The sequence below is a fragment of the Flagellimonas lutimaris genome (genome assembly GCF_051494225.1).
In the GTDB taxonomy this organism is placed as follows: domain Bacteria; phylum Bacteroidota; class Bacteroidia; order Flavobacteriales; family Flavobacteriaceae; genus Flagellimonas; species Flagellimonas lutimaris_A.
In genome coordinates this window covers 123,676-146,571 of sequence record NZ_JBNPYE010000007.1, presented here as the reverse complement: position 1 = coordinate 146,571, position 22,896 = coordinate 123,676, and the positions used below count along the sequence as shown (strand labels likewise).

The following is a 22,896-nucleotide window of genomic DNA, read 5'->3' as shown; positions in this document are numbered from 1 at the left end:
GGACCAATAATGCCAAAGGATGGTCACCATAACCTATAGTTTTAACATGTTCTTTTCTTTGGGTTTCTTGACCTGCTCTTTTTCCAGATCATATAGCATTGGATCGAATCCATAGGGGTAATCATTGCCATCAAATGTGCGTGGTTTTCCCATATCCTGGAACACAAAGTCTCGTAACGGAAACGTAGGTTCCCCCGTTTTAGTGGTATGATGGGGCACCCCCTCAACAAGTACATAATGGGTTCCCGATCCATCCCTTACGATCTCCCTTTGCCAATGGTCATACCGGCCCGTTCTGGTAACTGTTTTTGTTTTCATGGTTCATATATTTAGCGTGTTTTCCATTTTCCTTTTGTCCAATTTCTGTTGTTCGATGGCATCCAGTGCCGTTTGCAGGTTTTCTGAATCCGAATAATGGGTCCGTAAGTGTTGGATGACCGGAGCTCCGGCAGGCCTGAAATGTAGTTCTTTATCGTTTCGACCAGTTTCGGCAAAGTACCATTGGCCATTTTTATAATGCCTTTTTAAATGTGCGGTCCGTCCACCGCTTTCCAATAGGATCGCACCCTTTTCGATCATGAAGTCCTTTTCCCTTACAATCTTTTTGGCCAGATAGTACTTGACCTTGGCACTATGGGCAGGGGATTCAATGGCCTCCCTGAAAGTTGTCCAGTCCATCCCCTGGGTCTTTTCGACGTTCGTTTTGCCAATGTACAATTGACCCTCCCTGATGCCGAGGACAAATCCGAACCTGAGCTTGGCAATCCGATCGACCCTTGCGTTCTGGAGCATTTGATGAATCTCTTTCCGGGTTAGGTGCAGCAAATCGGCAGAGGTCTTGAGAAAAGGTTGAAAGACGAGATAATGTGCATTGGCCTCTGTCAACCTTAGGATCTCATGGCCTTTTATCGATGCTGGGAACAGCATCGGTCTGTGCAGATGCTCCAAGGGATGCTCCAATACCCCTGTATCCAATGGCAATACCCCCTTCCCAAAGTATTTATTGGACCCAAAGGACTTTTCGATAATGAGGTCATACATTTTACCGAGGGCTTCGAAATCGGATGGAACGGTCCTTTGGATGTCCCTTGCAAAAAAGGAATGTCCGAACTCAAGTCCGTCAGTTGCCTTTGGATGAAGGCTGGACAATCTTCCCAAGAGTTCCGGCCAATCCAGTGGTTTCCACATGGGAATGTTATCATGGTCCCTCAGGGCCATAACGGGGGCTTTCCGATGTCTGTCGTACCCGAACCGGATCGAGGCCAGGAGATCGCCATCTTCCCTGATCTTGATGGTTCCCATGGCAACCACTCCTTGGTCGAGTTTCACCAACCCTTCTTTTTTCCGATGATAGGAAATCAGGCTGTTCAACGAAGCATCCGCATGCCCCGTTTTGGCCATATCCAGGTTCCTGTGATACTTGAGCCTTTGGATGTCCCGGATGTCCTCCAAAGGGATCCTTTCATATTCAAAGGTGGCAAAGTCCCTAAAGTCCCTGCTCAACAATCTTTCCTTAAGGTTCCATAATCTGGCCATGAGCTTTCTCGCCCTTTGCCACGGGTTCGGTAATCTGTTTTCCTGTAATGGCTCCATAATTATTGTTCGATGAGTTCAAGTATGATCTTACGCTTCAGGTCGAATGAGGGTATGGGATCGATCTTTTCGCCGTTCTTGCTGACCTCATAATGCAGATGGTACCCAGTGGAATCCCCCGAGCTGCCTACCGTCCCGATCAATTCGTGCTGCTGGACAAATTGCCCTTTGCCCACCAAGATCTTTGTCAGGTGCCCGTAAAGGGTCCTAAAACCGAAACGGTGCCGGATGATGATATGTGTCCCATATCCTGTCTTGGAGTGGAGGATGGAAACCACCGTACCCGATGCAGTGGCATATACCTGTTTGCCCCGGGGTGCGGCAAAATCCAGTCCCGTGTGCTTTTTCGTTTTTCCGGAAATGGGATGGACACGGTACCCAAAGGCACTGCTCAACCTATAGTCCCCTTTTTCCAAGGGCGTACATGAGGGAATTTCGTCCAACAGTCCCGGGCTATATCTAAAATAGGTTTCCAATGAGGACATATAGGTATAGTCCGGGATCTGAAAAAGATACTTTACGATCCTTTCCTCTATTTCAAAGAGCAATCGCTCCCTTTCCCTATCCGAGACCACACTGTCCATTGGGGCATTCCCCGAGCTGGCCCTGAGTGAGGTATTATAACGGTCCATGGCCGCCATCTGTTCCCCGATATCCTCCTCCATCATGGAAAAGGCCTTGCCCAGTAGAAGTACCGTTAGGGCAACGATAAGGAATATGAGGTACCGGACCTCCTTCTTGCCGAGGGACATCAGATGTCCCAATATCCGTTTCAGACCTTTTTTTTTGAAAACCATTGCCATTTGAAAAAGTTTTATATATTTGTTGTGTCAGTTACAAACTTATTAATTATTTACAAATAAACAATTTTTAATCATATGTTGGACCGTTGGTTGGACAAAGACCATTTGATAGACCTCCCTGCCCTGTTCGGGCATTTCGGGTATGAACCTGTAAAAAGGGAACCCACCCATGTCGTGTTCAAAAGGAACGGCCGTTACAGCGTGGTCATCCATACCGAAAAGGGATTCCTATATTATCACGTGGAGAGCCCCCAGAACAAACTGTCCGCTTCGGACCTTGTCATAGAAGAGGTCTCCAAAACAGAGGGGAAAAAGAGCGAAACGCTTTGGGACAAGGTCGATCAAAGGTACCATCAGGTGACCGCGGCCAAGGAATTGATGTTGGATACGTCCAAGGGTGTCGGCCTTGAAAGGGTAACTAAGGACTTTAACCACTTCCATTCCTACGCTATGCCGTTCAAGGGAAGGTCGGAAGGGCTTTATTCCGATGTTACCGGAACGGATGCCTTCAAGGACCGTATCTTTGAGACCCCTTCGGGAGAGCCATTGTTCCCCCTCTACAATATCCAGAACGAGACCTCGGGCTATTTTCTGGACAGTGACAAGAGTGTTCTGCCCTTTGGGGAATCCGATGCCAAACATTCCCTTTGGTATTCCAATATCCCCAAATCCATCGAATGGTTGGTCGTGTTCAAGGATCCCAGGGAGGCCATTGCCTTTCACAGGAAGTTCCAACTCGACAATGCCGTCTATATGGCCCTTGGGGAGATCAATTATGAGACCACCAAGATATTGTTCGAGATCCGCAAATTGACCAAAGTGAAGAAGATCATCCTTTCGTTCACGGGAGGCAAAAAGATAGAAGGGTATCTACGGGACCTCAGTTTCATTTCCTTCATCGACGACACCAATTTCATGTTGAAACTAGGTGAAGGGGACCTAAAGGTCAAGTTCCAGGTAGGGGACGAAAAATCCTTTCTGCGCTTTTATAATTCCATAAAGGCCTTCAACCAAGGATTGGTAAAAAGTTTTTTAAAGTACAATAAGGCCCTGGATCAATTTCGCATCAACCGCCACAGTATTGTGGTCGGGAAGGAAGGGGACGGTATTTCGGTAAGGGTACCCCTTGAGGTGGGTGCCATCAAATATTTTGTCTGGTCCTATCACAGGAACTATTTGGGCAAAACATTGGATATCCTCAAACCCAAAATGGCCAATTGGCATTTGGAATGGGAATCTGACCAAAGTATTACATTAAAGGGGAAGGAGGTGCAGATGGAGGATTACCGGATAGCTTTATAAAATGGAAAAAGAGCGCTCCCGCCCTCTTTCCGTAATATTCCTTAACTCATTAATAAATGAATATCAACAAGTACCGCAAAGGTACGAAAATCAATATTCCTTAACAATTAAATACTCAGTAAAATGGAAAAACAAGTAGAAAGGGTTTTCGTAAAAGTGAACCAAGTTTGGCAAAAAGGGGAAATCCTCTCCAAAGAGGAAAGCATCCTAAAGATCAAGACCCAGGGAGGCCTGGAATTCAACATTGACGAGACCAGTCCCTATGTGGAGAAAATGCGGTCCCCCGCCCAACGGTTCGCCTATGGGGAGACCAAGGAAAAATTGGAGGGTGCCTATATCAGTTTTGACAAGCTTCCCGAGAACGTACAGGATGCCCTTGTCAAGGGAGAGGAGTACATCCATCGCTCCACCTATGTCAACGAAGGGGAACTCAAGGAAAGTGTCAAGGCCGTCCAATTGATGTACAGTTCCCAGAGCGGGTCCAAATTGGACGTCCAGATCAAAAGGAACCAGCCCGTGACCCTTGCCCAGGCCACCGCCTATAACCACCAGTTCTCCAAGGAAGAGTTCGAGGCCATGGTCAATGACGGTAGATCCATCGTCTTCAATGGGGTGACCAAGGATGGGGAAATGTTCCCGAAGCTGGCCTATTACGAACCAAAGCTCAATGACATCAGGACGAAGACCGCCCTTTCAGAGAATACTTATTTCTATGGGCAGCAATTGACCAAACAGCAGGCTGATGCCATGAACAAGGGAGAGGCCGTGGAAATTTCCATCGCCACCAAAAAGGGCAGGAAGACCTATAACGTCACCTATAGCCCAAGGGCAGAAAGGTTCATTACAAAATCCCCGGAAAAGGCCAATGTAAAGAATCTGGAAACCAAGGGTGCCGTTGTGGTCGGGGACGAAAAAAAAAAGAAACGGCATAATGTCATGAGCAAATAGGGGCCAAAAGGTCCATTTGATGAACAAAAGCCGGCATATTCAGATATATCGGCTTTTTTCAATCTTATCAGTCATGAAGAACACTATCAGTTACAAAGAAGACCCAGAATATTATAAACGGTTGATCGGCAAGATCAACCGGGAAGTGGACTTTGCGGGCCATCTATTGCGCACGGGCCATGTACTGCTCAAAAAAAGTGCCGGATCGATGGAATTCGCCAAGGAGGGCGACCGGATCGTCCTGATGACCTCAAGGGACCCCATCTCCTATTTCAACCGCAATGACTCGGAGGACAAGGGACTTTTCTTTTCGTTCCTAAAGAATAGGGAGGAGAACTTTTACAGGGCCGTCGAACAGGGCCTGGAAATCATTGACAGTGCCCACGAACATGTTGCAGAAAACGCAAAGGTCCCCCAAAAAAGGGGCAGAACGAGATCCTTGGAGGAAAATTACAACATAGTACCAATGCGGAATGCCATATACCTGACCAAGGAAAGGGGCATTGCGATGGAAACCCTTGCATCCGATCCCTTTAGGGGCAGGATCTTCAATGCCTTCCACCATAGCGACAATGGAGGCAAGATCGCCAATGTGGCCTTTCCAAAATTCGATATCGGCGGAACCCCCAGGAACTATATCCTGTACAACAGGCCCTATAGGGACAGGCATACGGGGGAATCCAAAAAATTCCGCCTGGTGCTCAACGGAAAAGACCATTTTCTGTTCAGTTCCAATCCCCCGAAGGAAGGGACCCAACGGATCGTTTTTGGGGAAAGCGGGGTGGACCTGCTGTCCTTCCATGAACTTGAGGGAAAAAAGGGGGATTTTTATATTTCCTTTGGAGGGAACGTCTATACCGAAAAACTGGATTTCTTTTATGAGCTCATCACCCCCTTTCTTTCAAGAAAAGGGGTCCAGCTCGTTTCAATTTTCGACAACGATGCCACGGGACACCGATTTGATGTCCAAGTTTTCACCAAGCTCATCAATGGAATGGCAAAAGGGGTCTATGTCGAGAACAGGATCAACCGGGAGAGGGTATCGATGAACATCCACTACCATAAGGACCGTCGAGGTCAAATGGCCCATGATGCCCGTACGATCGAAGACTCGGTCGGTAATGCGTTCCCAAAGGGCCAAGGTTTCAAGACCATCCTTTTTTCGGACAAGTTGGCCCTTGAATTTTCCATCTCGGAATCCAGATCCACAACCATCTTGGATCCACAGATGGCCAAGACATTACGGTCATTTTTGACCACCTTGGGCGGACTGTACCTTCCTGTAAGGGCCAAGATCATGAAATCGATGGGCAAGGATTGGAACGACGACCTGAAAAGCAGCAAGAAGGAAAGGTACAAACAACTTGGGACCGTGGATCCGGATAGGATACGCCCAAGGGACAAGATCGTCCTCAAGACCAACAGCGGACCGGAGGGCGCCCCCAATGAGGGCTTCGTGGAGGAAATACGCACCACTGGGGTCTTGGCCGATTTTGGGCTCCGGTATTCCTATATGGTCCCCTTTCGGGCCATTGCGGCGCACCTTAGGCACAAAAAGACATCAAAGGAGAACATCGCACAATTAAAAATATAAAACCCTCACGGAGGGATTTTTTGGGACATATCAAACACCAATATCCATAGAAAGGGGGAATAAACAAATATCAATGTATTGACTTAAATTTAAACAAATGAAAATAATGGAAGAACTATCGGAAGGGTTGAAGGACCACCAATACTACTATGAACTGCTGGATGCAATTATCGAAGAGAATGATATGGAACTCAAGAACCGCCTCCAAATGGGGGATGGATATACCCAGTTCATCCGGGACCAATCCAAGGTCCTGATGGACACTACCATCGAATTGGTACGGGAGAAGGGGATTTCCTTTCAGGAGGCATCCGACATCGCTTTGGAGGGATGGAGGGAAAGGACCTTTGGTTGATTCCTTAATGGACAATATTCTTCCCTTCCATGCAAGATAAAAGGTTGGCACATTCGGCCATGTTCCTCTCCGTGGCACTTTTTACGGTGATCGGCTATATCGATCATTATGCGCTATTGGCCTACCATGGGATCGATGGCCCGATACTCCGATGGATCTATGGATTTTTTATGAAGTTCGGGCCGTTGCACCAAAAGTACCTAAGCAAACTGTTATTGCTCATGGCCATTGGGGCGGCGGTCATGTTGTACCACCCCAAAAAGGTAGCGGGAAAGACCTATACCAAGGGAGTGTCCTATCTGACCCTTGGAATTATATTCTTTGGTGCCGGTGATGTCCTTAAGGTTCCCCATATCGTTTTGTATTGGTCTTCGGTGCCGTGCTATTTCCTGGGGTTCCTGTTTTCCCTATCGGGCAGTGTCCATCTCTTTCAGGTGCTGTCCTTTACCGACCTCTCCAAAGAAGACCCTTTCAATGACGGGAACGAGACGTTCCAACAGATGGAACAAAAGATCGATACCCCCTATTCGGTGAACATTCCCTATGATTACCGTTTCAAGGGAAAGATCAGAAAAGGCTGGGTCAACTTCGTCAACCTTTTCAGGGCCCTGTTGATCATTGGCACACCGGGAAGTGGGAAGTCATTTGCCCTTTTTGAGGAGATCATCGAACAGCTTATCGGCAAGATGTTCACTTTGCTCATCTATGATTTCAAGTTCGATACACTCTCCCGTATCGCCTATAACCATTGGCTGAAAAAGAAGGAACAACTCGGCACAGATGATCCGGAACAGCTGGGTTCCCTGCCCGGGTTTTACACCATTTCCTTCGATGATCCCGAAAGGACCCATAGGAACAATCCCATCAGCCCCTACTTGATGAAGTCACAGATCGATGCCTCGGATGCGGCCACCATCATCATGAAGAACCTCAATAAGGAATGGATCAAGCAGAACGATTTTTTTTCAAGGAGTGCCATCAGTTTTGTTTCGGGGCTCATCTGGTACCTGAAGAAGAAAGCGGAGGAGACCGGGACCAATATCTGTACCCTTCCCCATGTCATCATCCTTTCAACGGTCAACATACAGGTGCTCTTGGACATTATCCTGCGGGACATGGAGGTCCGCAACCTGATGATCCCCTTCAAGGATGCCCTGGAGCGGGAAGCGGGACAACAATTGGCCGGTCAGACCGCCAGTGCACAGATATCACTTTCCATGCTCGCCACCAAGGAGATATTCTATGTGATGACCGGCAATGATTTCCAATTGGACATCAACAGCACTTCCAGGCCCAAGATTGTGTGCGTGCAGAACAATCCGGACCGATCGGAGATCTATGCCGCACCCATCGGGCTGATCATCAACAAGGCCCTACAGGTGGTCAACAGGCCCGGGGGCAGGCCCATGGGCGTGATCCTTGACGAGGTGCCCACGATTTTCATCATGGGCCTTAGAAAGATCATCGATACGGGGAGGTCCCATTTGGTGGCCACTGTCCTTGGCATCCAAAGCGTCTCCCAGCTCATCGCCGATTACGGCAAGGAACTGGCCGATGTGATCTTTGACAACTGTGCGAACGTCTTCAGCGGTGCTGCCAAGGGGGAAACGGCCCGACGTATCAGTGACATTTTTGGGAAGATCCACCAGGAAAAACTGTCCAGGACGGTCTCAAGGAACGACACGACAACCAGTATGGGCACCCAAATGATGGAACTGATGCCAAAGAGCAAGATAACCGGGATGTCAACCGGATATTTTGGAGGTATCGTGGCCGATACCTTTGAACATCCCATCAAACAAAAACTTTGCTTTGGCCTGTTGAGACCGAACATGGAGTCAAAGAAACACCAGGACAAATTCCCCCTTCCGGTAATTAGGGACTTTAGGACCCCGGACCATGACAAAAAAATAAGGGAACGCCTGGCATTGATGGAGGATATCGGTTTTTTTGACAAAGTGGCCCGACTTGATCTCGCCCAAAACGATTACATCGAATTCTATAACGTTTACCTGGAGAGCTTCACAAAGGAAAATTGCGATGGCCCGATGGAGCGAATGCAGTTCACTTCCTTGGTCCGTGACCTGAAACTATACGATCATTTAAAGGAGCTGGGGCAATTGGTCGACAATAAAGGAGCCTATGGCTCCCAGATAAGGGCCTTCATGGAAAACCTTGTCGGAAGGATGTTCTTGGAACGGGAAATGGAACGGGTCCTGGACGAGTCCTTCCACAAGGTACTCGGGGACATTGATGATCTGGTCAAGGACGAATATTTCAAGATCAAGGGGGAACATCCCAAGTCCTCGATCTTCGATCCCGATAAGATAACGGATGAAATCGGGTCTTCACTGGACGCGAACAGGGAAATCGCCCTGGAATTTTTGGAGGATTTCAACCAAATGTCCGGCCCAGACCTGTTCGAGGATATGGACGGGTCACAGGAAAGACCTACTTTTAAGGAAGATAATAGCAAAGGGGAAGGTATGGCCGCCCTATGGGATGGGGCCGATCTTTTCGAGGAAGAACCCTATTCCTCCTACCCCGTTCAAAATTTATAGACATGAAGGACATCGACGAACTTAAGAACGCGAAAGCGGAGGATTTTTATTATATCGGAAAAAGGCTCAGGGAAATCCGGGACGATCTGGTCGAAGCGGACGATACCACGGACAAGCGCAATTCCCATTATTCCAGGAAAAATGTTTGTGAACGATTGGGTGTCGATTATTCGACCTTGACCAATGTGGAACGCGGTACGATATCGCCCACCACCTTTAAGCTGATCCTGTACTATTATTCCTTGGGCTACAACCCCATGTGGATCATCGCCACGGACAATGAGTTCATCCCGAAGCGCAATATCGGGGAAAACCTTGTCTATCAGGAAGGGATCCAAGAAAGTTTCAAGACCTTGGAGTCCAATATCCTGGAAGCCCTTTCAGGGTTCAAATCAAAAATTTAAGCAACGATGGAAAACTGACACGAACCGTCATTGGACATCTATATTGAAATATTCATTTATTCATTTATTCATTTATTCATTTATTCATTTATTCATTTATTCATTTATTCATTTATTCATTTATTCATTTATACAAATAAACATTTCATTAAATAATCATCCAACTGTATGGACATACAGATATCCATATGAACAAATATCCAAACCATTGAACAAATGCCTATGTAATTGACCCTATATACAAATATTCCTTTACTCACTTAAATACATATCAACATGAAAACAAAGATCATTTCAGTCGCCGGGGAAAAAGGCGGCGTGGGCAAAACGACCCTCAACATCATGCTGGCCACCAACCTGTTCCATACCTATGGAAAGAAGGTCGTCCTTTTGGATGTGGACGACCCCCAGTTCTCCATTTTCAAGAAAAGACAGCGCGAACTGGACCTTATCGGCGAAAACGAAGAAGACAATATCCCGATATATCCGATAATCCGGGTGACGGTAAGGACCATTAAGGAGAAGATCCTGCAGCATTATGGAAAAGTGGACTACATCATCATCGACTTTCCGGGAAGCCTGAGCCTCGAAATGGTACAGGGCCTTATGTTCGTCGAACATATCTTCATACCCTTCGACCATGACGAGCTGGAAATCGACAGTACCTTCAATTTCTACAGGACATTGAAGAAAAACTTCTTGGACAATGGGGACCGGGTACTGCGATCGGTCCATCTTTTCTTCAACAAATATCGGGAAGTCCAGAAGAACAAGTTCGCGAACTTAAAGGGCGATGTCCTGACGGCAGGCCTTCCCTTTATGCAGCATGTGGTCAAGGAGAAGACCATATACCGGGAACAGTACAGGAGCACCCTCCATCCCATCCCGGAACAAATGGAGACGGGACCACGGGATATCAGGAACTTTTTTGAGGAAGTCCTTAAATTATCCAATAATTGATATGGCCATGAAACCCTCAATGAGGGATTTTTTAGGACGGACCAAATATGGCTACAAAAGACAATGACCAAAAATCAAGCAATGAACAAATGAAAAAAAGTAAAGATACGGGCCAACTGATAAAGGCCATAACGATGGACATGGACAAAACGGATGGCATGTTGGACAGGTTAAAAAAGGAAAGATCCTCCGGAATGGAGACCGATCAAACTGGGGAAACGGCCGATCTTACCAACGATGCCATAACGGGAACTCCTGAGAAGAAAGTACCGTTGGGCAAAGATCCGGATGGTGCCGAAACCCCGAAGGCTGAAACCGTGGTACGGCCCATGGAAAACGCGAACCGTCCAGCCAAACGGAAAAAAATGACAAAATCCGAGGAAAGAATTTGGCAGGAATTCAATAAAACCGTTGAATCTGAGTTTTATAGGGACAAAAAAGATGTGTTCCAGATGTCCTTGAGCGGGGAATGCCTCGCCGGTTATGAAAGGCTGGCCCTTGGATTGGGCTATAAAATGGGAAAAAAGATCAACCGGAACGAGATTCTAAGGAAGGTCCTGGAAGAATTCGTCCATAAGAATGGGGCCAAATTGGAGAAACTGATAGAAAAACTATAATAAACTGTATTTGAACCTTTTCTGGAAAATAACATTGGGCATTACGGCCATGTATTACATATATGTGGCCTGGGTCCTGTTGGTAAAAAAGAAAAGGGACAGCAAAAAAATCAAAGAAAATGATGATTATTTGTATTTAAATAATAAATTTGTAAATAATTCACAAGAAGAACAAGCCGATTTGGAAACCATACTCAGCCAGGTGGATGAAGTCGAGAACAACTCCAAACTCCTGGAGGCTTTCAAAAATAAAGGCTCTTCAAGTGAAACATTGAACAATTCCTTAACTCGTACAGAAAATGAAAAATTCAAGATCATCCGTAACAGGGATGTTACGGACAAAAAGGGTCCCGGCCCGAAAACTTAAACTCTTGCTCCTTATCGGGCTGGGCCTTTGCCTGCCACATGATTCCTTTGGACAACTGAACGAACTGACCCAAGAACTCCAACAAGGGGAACGTGATCTCTCCAGGATCGCGGATATCGTCATCAGTGCCGTCAAGACCATTGCCGGAACATCCACCATTCTGGGTGGATTGGTATTCCTTTACTTAAGGGACCAACAGAGCGACCTGACCAAAAAGGTGGGGCAGGTCATACTTGGCCTGGCCATTTTCTGGATCCTATTGTCCGTTGGGGACAGCATGCGTTCCTAAAAAAGGCCGTTATGGAAGATAAGTTTATCCTTATACGGAAAGGACTCCAGAAGGAGGTCCTGTTCCTAGGCCTTAAAGCCAGGTACATCAATCATTGCATCTATATAGGCCTTGGTGTACTCTCCCTAGGGTTCATTTTATCCATGGTCATCCCCACGCTCATGGCCCTAGTAGTGACCACCTGTGCCCTATTTTCGATGTTCGCCACCCTATTGTTCCATTCCAGGACCTATGGGGCCAGGGGATTCATCAAAAAGATGGCCGATGCCTCCAGACCGGACAAGATCAAGATTTCCAGACCGCACAAAAATATGCCCCTATGGAAAGGATAGCCGATATGATGGACGTGTTCCCCATTTATGGGTATGAAAGAAAATCCCTCATTTCCAAGGAAAAGGGCTGTTTGACCATTCCCTTGAAATTGGAACTCCCAGAGGTGTTCACTTTGGACCAAAGGGATTACAACACCTTGAACGGAATCTTCTTCAATATCATCGACATATTGGGGCCCAACATGATCCTGCACCGACAGGACCATTTCTTTGAGGAAAGGTACGGCCCCATCCCGCAAAGGTTGAACGGTGATTTTATGGAGATCGGCAATGAACGGTATTTTGAGGAGCGTCCTTTTCTAAAGGCCGAGCATTACCTGTTTATCAGCTTGGCACCGAAGGGGTACTTCAACTATGGCCCCACCAGGGTCAATTCCTTTCTCTCGAAAAAAAGGGATTTCTTTTTGGACAGGACAATTCCCAAAGAATTCCTTGACCGGGATCTCCTGTTGGATTTTGAGGCGAAGGTGGAAAGTGTCTCGAACCTGTTGAATGGGTCGGGCCTTATCCGGTCGGAGATAATGGGATATGATGGGTTATTTGACAACGAAGGGCTATACACAAAATATTTCAGCCTTTCCGCATCCAATAAAAACCTGCCCGATATCGACTTTTCCAACAATTCCATCAGGATCGGGGAAAAACTGGCCCGGTTTTTTACCGTTGAGAACCTGGACCAGTTCACCAAGGAATATTTGGGGCCCTATGAACTGTACGGAAAATTCACGACGCGGCACAACCGGTTCCCTGTCGGCAATCTGTTTTCTATTGGGTTCAAGATACCCCATGAACACATCATCAACCAGTACATCTATATTCCGGAGCAGGAAAGGGCCCTTAAGGGGTTGAGGAAAAAGGCTAAGCGCTTCGATCAGTTCGGCAATGGAAAGAAAGATGACAGTAACGGGATTTATGCCGATCAGATCCGGGAGTTCAATACCGACATCTTGGAGAACCATAAGGAGATCGTCTTTTACCATTTGAACGTTTTAGGGTTCAACAGCGCAGATGGGAACCATGGAAAAATGTGCAGCGCCGTGGCGGACGGTTTCAAAAAGCTCAAGATCAATGCCAAGGAAAACAACATTGACCGAAAGAACCTGTTCTTCGCAGGGGTCCCGGGGAATGCCGTGGGCCTCCCTTCGGATATGTACATGCCCATGTCCAGCGATATGGCCGCCTCATTGGTATACTTTGAGGGCGGATATCGTGACGGTTCGCAAGGAATCGATGGTCTACGGTTGATCGACAGGGTCAGTGGAAGGCCCCTTTCCGTCAGTGTCTACCGGGAACCCGAGAGAAACCATTGGATATTCAATCGCGGCATGTTGATCGCCTCTGGATCCGGCGGTGGCAAGTCCTATGTGGCCAACCATTACATTGCCTCGGAACTCCGTCAAGGGGCGGAGGCCATCATCATGGAGGACGGCAATTCCTATGAACGGATTACAAGGGTGTTTGGCGGGACCATCATCGAACATGACGACAAGCGGCCCTTTACCTTCAACCCCTTCAAGTTGGACGCATATGACACCATTGAAAAGGACGATGGATCCAGGGCATTAAGCGAAGCCAAGGTCATCAACCTGGTCACCCTATTGAAATTGATAACGGGTGACGACCGTGGCGTTTCTAGGGATACAATATCCCACGAGGTCAAGAATACCGTTCTTGAAAACCTGTTGCCCGGATATTATTCCCATATGTTGGAGACCGGGAACAACGATTTCCGGTTCGATACCTTTTATGAATACTGCCAAGAACATCTCAAGGTCCTTGTCGGTGCAAAAAGGATTTCCAAGGAAGTGTTCGACCCCGATGTCTTTCTGTTCCTTTTGGAGAAATACTATAAGGGCGGACCAAGGGAAAGGTTGTTGAACCGGGAGGATGAAAGGATCGCCCGTCTGGGCGAGGAAAGGTTGGTCTATTTCAAACTGGGGAAACTCATCGACAATGAACTGTTGTTCCCCATTACCGCCCTAATGGTCATGGAAATTTTTGACAAAAAACTCCTCGATAGGGACAAACTGGCCATCAACAAGATGATGGTGGTCGATGAGGCATGGAAGGCCCTTTCCAGAAAGGAGTTCGAGGATTATTTCAATAGCCAGTCCAGAATGGCCAGAAAATATGGTGGCCAGCCCATCTTCATTTCCCAGAAGGTGGATGACTTTATCGCCTCCGAGGTCATCAAGAATGCCATTGTGGTCAATTCCCATATCAAGGTCTTCCTGGACATGGGGGATTTTGAGAATGCATTCGAGAACATCCAGGAAATGATGGGTCTCAGTGAAAAACAGAGACAATCCATCCTTTCCCTGAACAGAGATCTGCCTCTCGAACGAAAATATCGGGAAGTGGCCTTTTGTTGGAAGGACAGGGTGAAGGTCTACGGAGTGGATACCTCATTGGTGGAAAAATGCATCTATGAGACCAACCCGATGGAATCGCACAAGATCAATGAACTGTATAAAAAGAACCATAACAATTGGGAACTGACGGCCAAGGATTATTCCCTAATGTCTTCCCATAAAACACAGAAAAAATGAAAAAACTTATCTACCTATTCAATTTGGTCCCCTTGGTCGCCCTGGGCCAGATCCCCGTGACCGATGTGGCGACCAATGGTTCCCTCGGGATCGCGAACAACCAATTGGCCCAGATCCATATTCAGATTCGATCATTGGGAAACCGATTGGCCACCACCAACCGAAAATTGGACCGGTTGATCGACCTGATGGAGAAGAACAACGATCAGACCACTAGGTCAAGGGAAATCCTAAAAGAGGAACTCGATGCCATGAAGACCGCTCCGGACTATGTGCTGGAATCCACGGAACTATCCAACATCACAGAATTAAAGGATAAGATCTTGGAAGCCTATAGGACATCACAGGAAACCATCGGGAACCTTAAGAATTTGGAGACCGAGGAGACCAAGGAATTCCTGGCCATTGCCACTGATGCGCTGTTGAGGACAAAGGACCTTTTCCAGCAGAGCAGGACCATCCTGAACACAAAATCCCTAATGCACCCCGAGGAACGTCTCAAGAAGATCAACGACATCACCGTTAAGTTGAACGGGGTATTGGACGGTCTAATCGCACACAACAAGCGGATGAAACAGCTCGATGCCAGCAGGGAAATACGAAGAACATTGATAGACCTGAACCGATGACCTTGCTGGCCTTGACACAAAATATGACCGACGCGGGTATCCGGGAAGAGGTGAACGAACTCTTTGACCAATATATCCTGGACGCCTTTGACGCGGTGGATCCCATCATGGACATTGGACAGGAATTCGCTTATATCGGAATAGGCATCATCGCATTGAAGGTGTTCATGAACGAACAGACCCGGGCCGATTTTTTTGCCTATCTCAAATGGGTCCCCTTGGAGTTCATCCTGTTAAAGTACAAGGTGTTCGCACGGTCGATATTCCAATTCTATGAGGGTATCGGAAACTCGTTGAAAGGCAACGATGTCTCATGGGACATCCTACAGTTGAAGATATATCATGCCCAGACAAGGGCCATGGGGGACATCGGTTCCTCATGGAGCCTGTTCGATATGGACTGGTCGGCGCTGGAATCCCTGATCTTGAGCGGGATGACCTCCGGGATCACCACCTTCGCCTCCATTGTTTCCACCGTGGTCTTCATCGGGATAAAGGCCATGTCCGTGATCTATCTGTTCGTACTCATCGTTTTCGGCCCCCTCAATATTGGGCTGTCCTTCATCCCCGCCCTATCGGGGATGTGGAAGGCCTGGTTGCAGAAATTCATGTCCGTCTGCCTTTGGATCCCCATGTTGCACTTGATCGACAATTTTATGCTCAAGATCATGGAAAAGCTCATTGACTCCCTATTGTTGCGTACCGAGGCCAATCTGGGGCTGGTCCTGACCAGTGCCCTTTTGATGCTGATGAACCTGTTCGTGTATCTCAAGGCCCCTACCCTTTCCAATTTTATTGTTCAGGGAATGAACGTGAATGCCGGGCAATTGAAGGAAAGGACCAAGCACTATGCCAAAAAGGCCGCACAAACGGCCATTGATATAAAAACAGGCGGGACTACAAAAGGTGTAAGAACATTAATTCAGTAAGAAATATGGAATTCAACGAAGGTTATAGGGTTTTCAACGATATTACAAGGGCAGAGAAAAGATCCAACCGCTTGGTTGTCCTATCTTTAACTTTCATGCTCTTTAGTTTTTTGTGCTGTACCTACGTTGTCCATAGGGTCAATGAAAGTGCAAAGAACAACTTTTACCTTTTGGACAGCGGCCAGAAATTGGCCACTGTCAGGGTCAAGGACTACAAAAGGGCCATCGATATACTGTGCGAGGGACATGTGGGGATTTTTCATGAACTTTTCTTTGGCCTGGAGCCGGACCTGGGGTTCATAAAAAGGAATATCGAGGGAAAGGCGCTTTTCATGGTCGATCGTTCGGGCATGCGGCTCTATAACCGTTTGGTGGACCAGGACTATTACGAGGATATCGCCAAAAGTGGCTATTCCATTGAACTGGAGAAGGACAGTATCATCATTGACTATTCGTCCTATCCGTTCAGGTTTAGGTTCATCGGAAAGCAAAAAATTGAAAGGGACGGCGAGACCGAATATCGGAACCTGGTCACGACCGGCTATTTGATGGAGACCAAATCAACCCCCAATAATCTGAACGGCCTTAAGATCGTCCGTTTCGATGTATTGGACAACAGGGACCTACGCAAATGATATTTGATGACAACATAACCCGGTACGTTCAGATCTCGATTATCGGGTAAAGAAATTTTACTATGGCATTGAACACCCATAAATTGAACGATTGGATCAGGGACCATAAAGGGTTCGCGCTCGCCCTTCCCGTTGCCATCCTGCTCCTTATATATTTTCTGTCCACCAGTTTCAATGGATTGAAGGGTGCCATCCAAGAGGAAGGAACTACCGATGGCTATAATGATTCCCTTCCTGACCGATCCAACGGGTTGGAAATAAAAGATCCCAACACCTACTATAAGGAGTCGATCAAGGATTCATTGGACAGTTCCCGAAAAAAAGATGGGCCTGCAAACCTAGTGGACAGGGAGAAAGAGAACGATTCCCTTGAAAAGATCCTGAAAGACCTTGAAAGTTTCTCATTGGTCGATGGCAATTCCCTATCCAAACCTGAAACGGGACCAATGGGGAATACTGTCCCGAACAGTACGGATGTTTCCCGCACAAACGGGCCTTCGGAGACCGAAAAGCGCATCGAATACCGAAAAATGCTACAGCGTGCCAGGGAGGAACGCAAATCGGGAAGCCAGGATTTCTCCGCCCCGAACGAAAGCGTTTCACAGCATAGTGCCCTATTGGCCAATATAAGGGCGAAAGCCACTGTATATAGGGACCAATTTGTCGTTCCCGGCAGTAGGGTGACCCTGATCTTACGGGAAGAACTCAGGGTTGCCGATCGGATTTTCCCCAAGAACACTTTTGTCTATGCCACCGTGAACATCCAAGGGTCCAGATTGTTGATGGATATTTCGAACATAGGGAATTTTCCAATTGCACTGAAGGCATATGACCAGGAGGACGGCGGTCTCGGTATCTACAATGAAAGGGCTGGGAAACTGCTCACAGAATTCTACGCCGATGTGGAGGAGGGTGCCGTGGGGGACATCTCAAGGGAACTCTCCAACGGGATCGACCTTCCCATGACGGAAAATGCGATACGGGCATTCGGCAAGTTCTTCTCCAATAAAAAAAGGAAGGATCGCGACGAAATATTGTTGATCAACGGGTACAAGGTATTCCTAAAAACGTAAACGGCACTCTATGGGTAAAAAACTACTATTGTTTCTTTTCTTTTTATTGATGAACCATGGCCTTTCCGCACAGGCAATCCGTGACACCATCGAGGTTTCCAGAAAGTTCAAGACCATTTTGATCTTTCCGGAGGATATCGCCGAAAGTATCATTGGGAGCGATATCGGATTTGCAGTGGACTTCCCAAAGGAGATCGGGAGCCGGTTCAACCCTCGTATCCTAAAAGTATACTATGATGATCTGGCCACCGAAAAGGAAAACCACACCAACCTGACGGTCATCACCAGATCCGGGAACCTCTTTGATTTTATCCTGAAACTGGATGCCCGCCCCAAAAAATTGACCTGGACCATAGGGCCCGAAATGGCGGTGACCAATATTGATGACAGGGCTGTTTCCTATCAGGGATCAAAGGCCGTGCAAGGTCCGGAACCCGGATCCAATAACGGATCTTTACCAAAATCGGAGGAATCCCGTTCGTTGACCATGCAAGAGATCGTGAAAATACCGAAGGACTCGGTGTTGGAATTGGCCACACCCGACCTTTATGCCCATGACCCCAACGAGTACTATCGATTGAGAAGTTATTACATGCAGTTCGATAAAGCCCTGATCCCCCGTTATTTTGCACGGAAAGGCGATGTCTTCCTGTGGCTCAAAGGGGTCTACTATAACAACGACGAGCTCTTTATCCAGTTCAGGCTGGAAAATAAGGAGGGAGTCGACCTCGATATCAACTTTATCAAATTCTTCATCAAAAGTTCGTACAGGAACGCTTCTGCACAGAAAATCCCGATTGATAAAAATAACGGTCTTCTGCTTGAGTACAAGGTCCCCAAGATCGTAAAGGGGGGAACCGAGAACCACTTTGTCATCGTACTCAAGAAATTCTCCCTGGACAATAAAAAGGAACTTTTGGTAGAGCTCGATGAAGAGGGAGGAAATCGTAACCTGTCCATGTCCATTGGCAAGGACATTATAAACAATCCTAAACGATTTTGATTATGGGAAGATCATTGGTGCTTTTTCCGTTCTTGTTTATGGCCATATCCCTTTCAGCGCAGCGGGGCGGGAACTATGCCTCTTCTATAGGTCTCAGTGGCGGGTATGCAGAGGACGGTTTGGGGATCATGGCAACATACAATTACCATCTGGACAGGAACACCTATGCCCAGTTGAGCATTTTTGCCGCCATTGCAGAGGACAAGGGGGATTATGATATCCCCTATAACATTTTCACGGTCCAGCCTGGCTGTTTCGTAAAGGTATGGGAACAACCCAATTTTAGGAGATATGCGCTGAACATCGGTGGGGGCGGGGTCATTGGATATGAAGTCATCAACAACGGAAACAACACCCTGGATACCGGGGCCGTGATAGATGGCAAGAGCAGGTTCATCTATGGAATATATGCAGGTGTCGAAGGGGAGATGATCCTTGGGAACGACCTTTCGCTATTGGTAAAGGCCAATGAGTATTACCATATCAATTCGGATGTAGGCAACTTTTATCCCTATGTGGGGATCGGCCTGCGCTACTTTTTATTTTAGAACACAACCGGACACTATGAAAAAAATTACTCCACTACGCCTTGTTTCCATAATTCTGTTGTGCTTTTTGTTTGTTCTGGCATGCAGTAAGGATTTTGACGGCATCGTCCAGGATTCCTTTGATTTTACCCTTACGGAAGACCACAATAATGATGGCTTTGTCTTTGAGGCGGTCAAGACGGATTTTTCCCTGGAACCGGAAAAAGTGGTCACCACGACCTCCTATTATATGAAGTACCGTATCGAGAACGGTAAGGGATACTACCTGTCCATAGGGAATGACACAATATACCAGAACGATACCATCCCTATTGAAGATCTTGATGTGTCGTTCCGTTATATGCCCATCGATACCGGCGCACATAAGGTCAAGGTCCTTGCCTGGGACTCCAACAAGATCGAAAAGGAACTGGATCTGGTCTATAATACCACATATGCAAGCTTTGGTTTTTTATTGGGCAAAGGGACCGACCAATTTATCATCAACAGTAAAAACCCCATTAGTGCGACCCTGTTAAGGGACAAGGACACCGAAGATCCTGCAAACAACGGCAATCAGGAATTTGAGGTTTCCTACCAATTGGAAAACGGGACCGGTAAGGTCTATTTTGGTGATACCGCCTATGATCCTGGGGATGTCTTTGCGCTCCCCAAAGGGGTCAGCGACCTCAAATACCTTCCTGAGACCTTGGGCGAACACAAGTTGACCATGGTGGCGAAGGCCCCCGATGGCGCTACCATCACAAGGGAACTTGTCCTCGATGTGGGAAACCTGAACTTTACCTTTCGGGCCACCGGCGCTTCCACCCAAGTGGAACTCGACACCAACATCGCCATCAATATCGACCTCCAGACACAGGATGGGGAAAGTGATGTCACCTACGATATCGGACATTCCTTTTCCCCGGGCAGTGAGGGTGGTGGGACCGTTAGGGACCAAAACGGGGGCGTAATGGACGCCGGGGCCTTTAGATCCATATTCCCGGGCAATTACAATTTTACCTTTAAGGACAATGTGCTCGGACAACGGAAGATCTACTTTGATGTTCGCGACAGCAACGGCCAGATGAAAAGGGACAGTGTGGAAATCGAGGTCGCCAATATTCCGTTCACTTTTAGTGGCAATGCGGAGAGCAACCAGGTATTTGTCAACCAAAGGACACAGCTCAATTTCAACATCAGATCCAGCGGAAATACCTCCAATATCGATTATTTCATTTCCTACAACATAACCGAGGGCAATGGCAAGGTTACGGGGACGGGCGGGAACAATATCCAGAACAATACGGACTACCCTGTCGACCTTGGAAACTTTTCCCTTTTCTATACCCCGGAAAGCCTTGGGAGCCATCAGATCAGTTTTCTTGTGACCGACAATTTTGGGCAAGAGGTCGGGCCCGTCGAAATAGATCTGGATGCAAAACAATTGGAACTTGATTTCAATGCCTCTGCCAACAACAGTGAGGTATTGGTGGGCCAAAGAGGGGCCGTAGCCCTGAGCCTTATCGAAAAAGGGGATTATGACGGGGTTTCCTATGAGCTCAACTATTTCATTACGGGTGGGGATGGCCAACTCTATAATGGGAATTCCCCGATAACGCCCAGTCAATATTTCACCGTTACACCGGGAAGTTTCTCCTATGATTTTATAGGGCAGCAGGCAGGGACCTATGAAATCTCCTTTTTATTGCGGGACAGCAATGGACAGCTTTTGGAAGAACAGGTCACTGTGGTGGTGAGCAACAATGATTTCAGTATTGCCATGACCCCTTCAAAGGCAACTGAGTTTTCAAACAATCCCGTTGGTGTCATCGTGAACATCGATGAAGTCCCGGATGGGGCGAACGAGACCTATACCGCCTTTTATTCGTCGAGCCAGAACGGGTCCATGTTGGTCAATGGGGTTTCCTATGGACCAGGGGAGAATTTCCCATTGGGCCCTGGATCGAACAATATCACCTATACAGGCCTTGAACCAGGGCAGCACAACATTGTCCTGAGTGTCAAATCAGGTTCTGACGTTACCCGAACAGCCAATGCGACCATCACCTTTGATCAGGTCGATTTCACCTTTACGGGGGGCATACAGAGTTCCGACGTCACCGTGGAGGAAAGCACTTCCCTGAACTTTAATATTTCCGAGAGCGTGGGATCCTCCGACTATACCATGCGCTTCAGCATGAACGGAAATGCCACCATCAAGGACAACAATGGCAATGTGGTGAGTCCGGGGAACCTCTATGGGGTGCCAAAGGGCAACTTCAATTGGAGCTTTGAGGGAACCGATGATGGAACGGTAAGCATGACTTTTTATACGAAAAATGACACTGGGCTTGAAAAATCGGTGAACATCGCTGTGGACGTTTCGGCCAAGGACTATAATTTCACAGCTTCCGGAACTGCTCAACAGGCATACACCGGGGAGGAAATCGATATGAACTTCAATATTTCCGAAATCGGCATTGGCGGGGACACCTATGAAATGTATTTCTCTGTCAGTGGCAATAACGGTTCTTTCCGGTATAATGGCAACATTTATTCAGCTGGGGAAAGTTTTACGGTACCGGTAGGTTCTTTTTCCGGAAAATATACCGGCGTTACCGAGGGCAACCATAGTCTGACCTTTACGGTGCGATCCTCTTCCGATGTGGAGAAGACCGCCAACGTCAATGTGAATTATGAGGTATACCAGGAACCGTTCACACTCAACATCAGCCAATCGGCCCAAGATAAGTACATCAACGACCCATTCGATATCACTGCCATAACCAATGCCACCTCGGGTCATGACCAGAGCGTTGACTACACATTGGTGTTCACCTTTACCGGGGCAAGTGCAGGAACCATACGTTATAAGGGAATCACCTATAATGAAGGGGAGGTCGTTCCTCTGGATTATGGAAGTGCACCCATGCAGTTCTTTCCCGAAACGGATGAGAGCTTTGTAATCAATTTCTTGGTGCAGAATTCCACCGGTCAGTCCCAGACCGAGAGCGAATCGATTGAGATGTTGAAATTGCCGACCGTTGCGGCCAAGGGTGAAAAACACAATATCAATTGTGGTGGCCTGAATGGGTGCGATTATCAGGTCAGGATATATACCTGCTTTAGCATTAACTGTTCGGAGGCTTATAATGGAGCAAGCCTAGAACAGATCGAGGTTCGCATTTTCAACAGACAGGACAATCGTTGGGATACAAAACTGTTGAACTACAGTGAAGCCAAGGGAAGTGGTGTCGACAGATATTTTGAAATGGAGACCGAACCCCGTGAAAGTAGGTTGAAATACCTAGATCAGAACTATGATGTACGGGTCAGGGACAGCGATGGCCAATGGAGCGACTGGACTTCTGGCACCATTGTAAGGGTATAGAAATGGAAAAGGAACAATTGCCCCTTACATTT

Annotated in this window: 22 protein-coding genes; 19 read left to right on the top strand and 3 right to left on the bottom strand. The window is 47.3% G+C overall.

Features of this window, described 5'->3' with window-relative positions:
• Positions 1-33: 33 nt before the first annotated feature.
• The 3 genes from ACQQ5U_RS13895 to ACQQ5U_RS13885 are packed head-to-tail and all read right to left on the bottom strand — an operon-like array spanning position 34 to position 2,396.
• Positions 34-318: a hypothetical protein gene (locus ACQQ5U_RS13895; protein ID WP_437398384.1), complete on the bottom strand. Its 285-nt coding sequence runs from the start codon at positions 316-318 to the stop codon at positions 34-36.
• A gap of 3 nt (positions 319-321) precedes the next feature.
• A complete protein-coding gene (locus ACQQ5U_RS13890) occupies positions 322-1,593 on the bottom strand; it encodes a hypothetical protein (protein ID WP_437398383.1) in 1,272 nt (423 codons plus the stop codon).
• Between the two features lie 2 nt (positions 1,594-1,595).
• Positions 1,596-2,396 (bottom strand): M23 family metallopeptidase, encoded by an 801-nt coding sequence (locus tag ACQQ5U_RS13885; protein WP_437398382.1) that lies wholly within the window; start codon positions 2,394-2,396, stop codon positions 1,596-1,598.
• A gap of 75 nt (positions 2,397-2,471) precedes the next feature.
• On the opposite strand from ACQQ5U_RS13885, the gene ACQQ5U_RS13880 reads away from it, so the two are divergent.
• The 19 genes from ACQQ5U_RS13880 (at position 2,472) to ACQQ5U_RS13790 (ending at position 22,864) form a co-directional block, all read left to right on the top strand.
• Positions 2,472-3,698, top strand: coding sequence for a hypothetical protein (locus tag ACQQ5U_RS13880; protein WP_437398381.1), 1,227 nt, complete (start codon positions 2,472-2,474; stop codon positions 3,696-3,698).
• 123 nt (positions 3,699-3,821) lie between these two features.
• Positions 3,822-4,646: a hypothetical protein gene (locus tag ACQQ5U_RS13875; RefSeq protein WP_437398379.1), complete on the top strand. Its 825-nt coding sequence runs from the start codon at positions 3,822-3,824 to the stop codon at positions 4,644-4,646.
• A gap of 73 nt (positions 4,647-4,719) precedes the next feature.
• Positions 4,720-6,240, top strand: a complete 1,521-nt coding sequence (locus ACQQ5U_RS13870) for a hypothetical protein (protein ID WP_437398378.1) — start codon at positions 4,720-4,722, stop codon at positions 6,238-6,240.
• Between the two features lie 97 nt (positions 6,241-6,337).
• The gene (locus ACQQ5U_RS13865) at positions 6,338-6,595 is read left to right on the top strand and encodes a hypothetical protein (RefSeq protein ID WP_207032627.1); all 258 of its coding nucleotides are present in this window, start codon (positions 6,338-6,340) and stop codon (positions 6,593-6,595) included.
• A 29-nt stretch (positions 6,596-6,624) separates the two neighbouring features.
• Entirely contained in the window at positions 6,625-9,156 is a 2,532-nt protein-coding gene (locus tag ACQQ5U_RS13860; protein WP_437398377.1) for a TraM recognition domain-containing protein, read from the top strand.
• A gap of 2 nt (positions 9,157-9,158) precedes the next feature.
• On the top strand, positions 9,159-9,560 hold the full coding sequence (locus tag ACQQ5U_RS13855; RefSeq protein WP_207032629.1) for a helix-turn-helix domain-containing protein: 402 nt from the start codon (positions 9,159-9,161) through the stop codon (positions 9,558-9,560).
• A gap of 276 nt (positions 9,561-9,836) precedes the next feature.
• On the top strand, positions 9,837-10,520 hold the full coding sequence (locus tag ACQQ5U_RS13850) for a ParA family protein (protein WP_207025756.1): 684 nt from the start codon (positions 9,837-9,839) through the stop codon (positions 10,518-10,520).
• Positions 10,521-10,609: 89 nt separating this feature from the next.
• Positions 10,610-11,137: a hypothetical protein gene (locus tag ACQQ5U_RS13845; RefSeq protein WP_437398375.1), complete on the top strand. Its 528-nt coding sequence runs from the start codon at positions 10,610-10,612 to the stop codon at positions 11,135-11,137.
• Positions 11,138-11,147: 10 nt separating this feature from the next.
• Complete coding sequence (locus tag ACQQ5U_RS13840) at positions 11,148-11,504, top strand: hypothetical protein (protein ID WP_437398374.1); 357 nt, start codon at positions 11,148-11,150, stop codon at positions 11,502-11,504.
• A complete protein-coding gene (locus ACQQ5U_RS13835) occupies positions 11,437-11,793 on the top strand; it encodes a hypothetical protein (protein ID WP_437398372.1) in 357 nt (118 codons plus the stop codon). Before ACQQ5U_RS13840 ends, ACQQ5U_RS13835 begins: the two co-directional genes overlap by 68 nt.
• 11 nt (positions 11,794-11,804) lie before the next feature.
• Entirely contained in the window at positions 11,805-12,125 is a 321-nt protein-coding gene (locus ACQQ5U_RS13830; protein ID WP_437398370.1) for a DUF4133 domain-containing protein, read from the top strand.
• Positions 12,113-14,674 carry a TraG family conjugative transposon ATPase gene (locus ACQQ5U_RS13825; protein WP_437398369.1) on the top strand — a complete coding sequence of 854 codons (2,562 nt, stop codon included), beginning with the start codon at positions 12,113-12,115 and terminating at the stop codon, positions 14,672-14,674. Before ACQQ5U_RS13830 ends, ACQQ5U_RS13825 begins: the two co-directional genes overlap by 13 nt.
• The gene (locus tag ACQQ5U_RS13820) at positions 14,671-15,303 is read left to right on the top strand and encodes a hypothetical protein (protein WP_437398367.1); all 633 of its coding nucleotides are present in this window, start codon (positions 14,671-14,673) and stop codon (positions 15,301-15,303) included. Before ACQQ5U_RS13825 ends, ACQQ5U_RS13820 begins: the two co-directional genes overlap by 4 nt.
• On the top strand, positions 15,300-16,232 hold the full coding sequence (locus ACQQ5U_RS13815) for a type IV secretion system protein (protein WP_437398366.1): 933 nt from the start codon (positions 15,300-15,302) through the stop codon (positions 16,230-16,232). The genes ACQQ5U_RS13820 and ACQQ5U_RS13815 overlap by 4 nt, the downstream gene beginning before the upstream one ends.
• Before the next feature lie 5 nt (positions 16,233-16,237).
• Positions 16,238-16,867, top strand: coding sequence for a hypothetical protein (locus tag ACQQ5U_RS13810; protein ID WP_437398365.1), 630 nt, complete (start codon positions 16,238-16,240; stop codon positions 16,865-16,867).
• Positions 16,868-16,929: 62 nt separating this feature from the next.
• Positions 16,930-17,940 carry a conjugative transposon protein TraM gene (traM, locus tag ACQQ5U_RS13805; protein ID WP_437398363.1) on the top strand — a complete coding sequence of 337 codons (1,011 nt, stop codon included), beginning with the start codon at positions 16,930-16,932 and terminating at the stop codon, positions 17,938-17,940.
• A gap of 10 nt (positions 17,941-17,950) precedes the next feature.
• A complete protein-coding gene (locus tag ACQQ5U_RS13800; protein WP_437398361.1) occupies positions 17,951-18,943 on the top strand; it encodes a DUF4138 domain-containing protein in 993 nt (330 codons plus the stop codon).
• A 2-nt stretch (positions 18,944-18,945) separates the two neighbouring features.
• Positions 18,946-19,491, top strand: coding sequence for a conjugal transfer protein TraO (locus ACQQ5U_RS13795; RefSeq protein WP_437398359.1), 546 nt, complete (start codon positions 18,946-18,948; stop codon positions 19,489-19,491).
• A gap of 16 nt (positions 19,492-19,507) precedes the next feature.
• Positions 19,508-22,864 carry a TraQ conjugal transfer family protein gene (locus ACQQ5U_RS13790; protein ID WP_437398358.1) on the top strand — a complete coding sequence of 1,119 codons (3,357 nt, stop codon included), beginning with the start codon at positions 19,508-19,510 and terminating at the stop codon, positions 22,862-22,864.
• The last annotated feature ends 32 nt before the right edge of the window (positions 22,865-22,896 follow it).

Excerpts from the sequence above, each read along its gene's own strand:
- ACQQ5U_RS13895 (WP_437398384.1), bottom strand. The coding sequence starts at position 318 with ATGAAAACAAAAACAGTTACCAGAACGGGCCGGTATGACCATTGGCAA.
- ACQQ5U_RS13890 (WP_437398383.1), bottom strand. The coding sequence starts at position 1,593 with ATGGAGCCATTACAGGAAAACAGATTACCGAACCCGTGGCAAAGGGCG.
- ACQQ5U_RS13885 (WP_437398382.1), bottom strand. The coding sequence starts at position 2,396 with ATGGCAATGGTTTTCAAAAAAAAAGGTCTGAAACGGATATTGGGACAT.
- ACQQ5U_RS13880 (WP_437398381.1), top strand. The coding sequence starts at position 2,472 with ATGTTGGACCGTTGGTTGGACAAAGACCATTTGATAGACCTCCCTGCC.
- ACQQ5U_RS13875 (WP_437398379.1), top strand. The coding sequence starts at position 3,822 with ATGGAAAAACAAGTAGAAAGGGTTTTCGTAAAAGTGAACCAAGTTTGG.
- ACQQ5U_RS13870 (WP_437398378.1), top strand. The coding sequence starts at position 4,720 with ATGAAGAACACTATCAGTTACAAAGAAGACCCAGAATATTATAAACGG.
- ACQQ5U_RS13865 (WP_207032627.1), top strand. The coding sequence starts at position 6,338 with ATGAAAATAATGGAAGAACTATCGGAAGGGTTGAAGGACCACCAATAC.
- ACQQ5U_RS13860 (WP_437398377.1), top strand. The coding sequence starts at position 6,625 with ATGCAAGATAAAAGGTTGGCACATTCGGCCATGTTCCTCTCCGTGGCA.
- ACQQ5U_RS13855 (WP_207032629.1), top strand. The coding sequence starts at position 9,159 with ATGAAGGACATCGACGAACTTAAGAACGCGAAAGCGGAGGATTTTTAT.
- ACQQ5U_RS13850 (WP_207025756.1), top strand. The coding sequence starts at position 9,837 with ATGAAAACAAAGATCATTTCAGTCGCCGGGGAAAAAGGCGGCGTGGGC.
- ACQQ5U_RS13845 (WP_437398375.1), top strand. The coding sequence starts at position 10,610 with ATGAAAAAAAGTAAAGATACGGGCCAACTGATAAAGGCCATAACGATG.
- ACQQ5U_RS13835 (WP_437398372.1), top strand. The coding sequence starts at position 11,437 with ATGAAAAATTCAAGATCATCCGTAACAGGGATGTTACGGACAAAAAGG.
- ACQQ5U_RS13830 (WP_437398370.1), top strand. The coding sequence starts at position 11,805 with ATGGAAGATAAGTTTATCCTTATACGGAAAGGACTCCAGAAGGAGGTC.
- ACQQ5U_RS13825 (WP_437398369.1), top strand. The coding sequence starts at position 12,113 with ATGGAAAGGATAGCCGATATGATGGACGTGTTCCCCATTTATGGGTAT.
- ACQQ5U_RS13820 (WP_437398367.1), top strand. The coding sequence starts at position 14,671 with ATGAAAAAACTTATCTACCTATTCAATTTGGTCCCCTTGGTCGCCCTG.
- ACQQ5U_RS13815 (WP_437398366.1), top strand. The coding sequence starts at position 15,300 with ATGACCTTGCTGGCCTTGACACAAAATATGACCGACGCGGGTATCCGG.
- ACQQ5U_RS13810 (WP_437398365.1), top strand. The coding sequence starts at position 16,238 with ATGGAATTCAACGAAGGTTATAGGGTTTTCAACGATATTACAAGGGCA.
- traM (WP_437398363.1), top strand. The coding sequence starts at position 16,930 with ATGGCATTGAACACCCATAAATTGAACGATTGGATCAGGGACCATAAA.
- ACQQ5U_RS13800 (WP_437398361.1), top strand. The coding sequence starts at position 17,951 with ATGGGTAAAAAACTACTATTGTTTCTTTTCTTTTTATTGATGAACCAT.
- ACQQ5U_RS13795 (WP_437398359.1), top strand. The coding sequence starts at position 18,946 with ATGGGAAGATCATTGGTGCTTTTTCCGTTCTTGTTTATGGCCATATCC.
- ACQQ5U_RS13790 (WP_437398358.1), top strand. The coding sequence starts at position 19,508 with ATGAAAAAAATTACTCCACTACGCCTTGTTTCCATAATTCTGTTGTGC.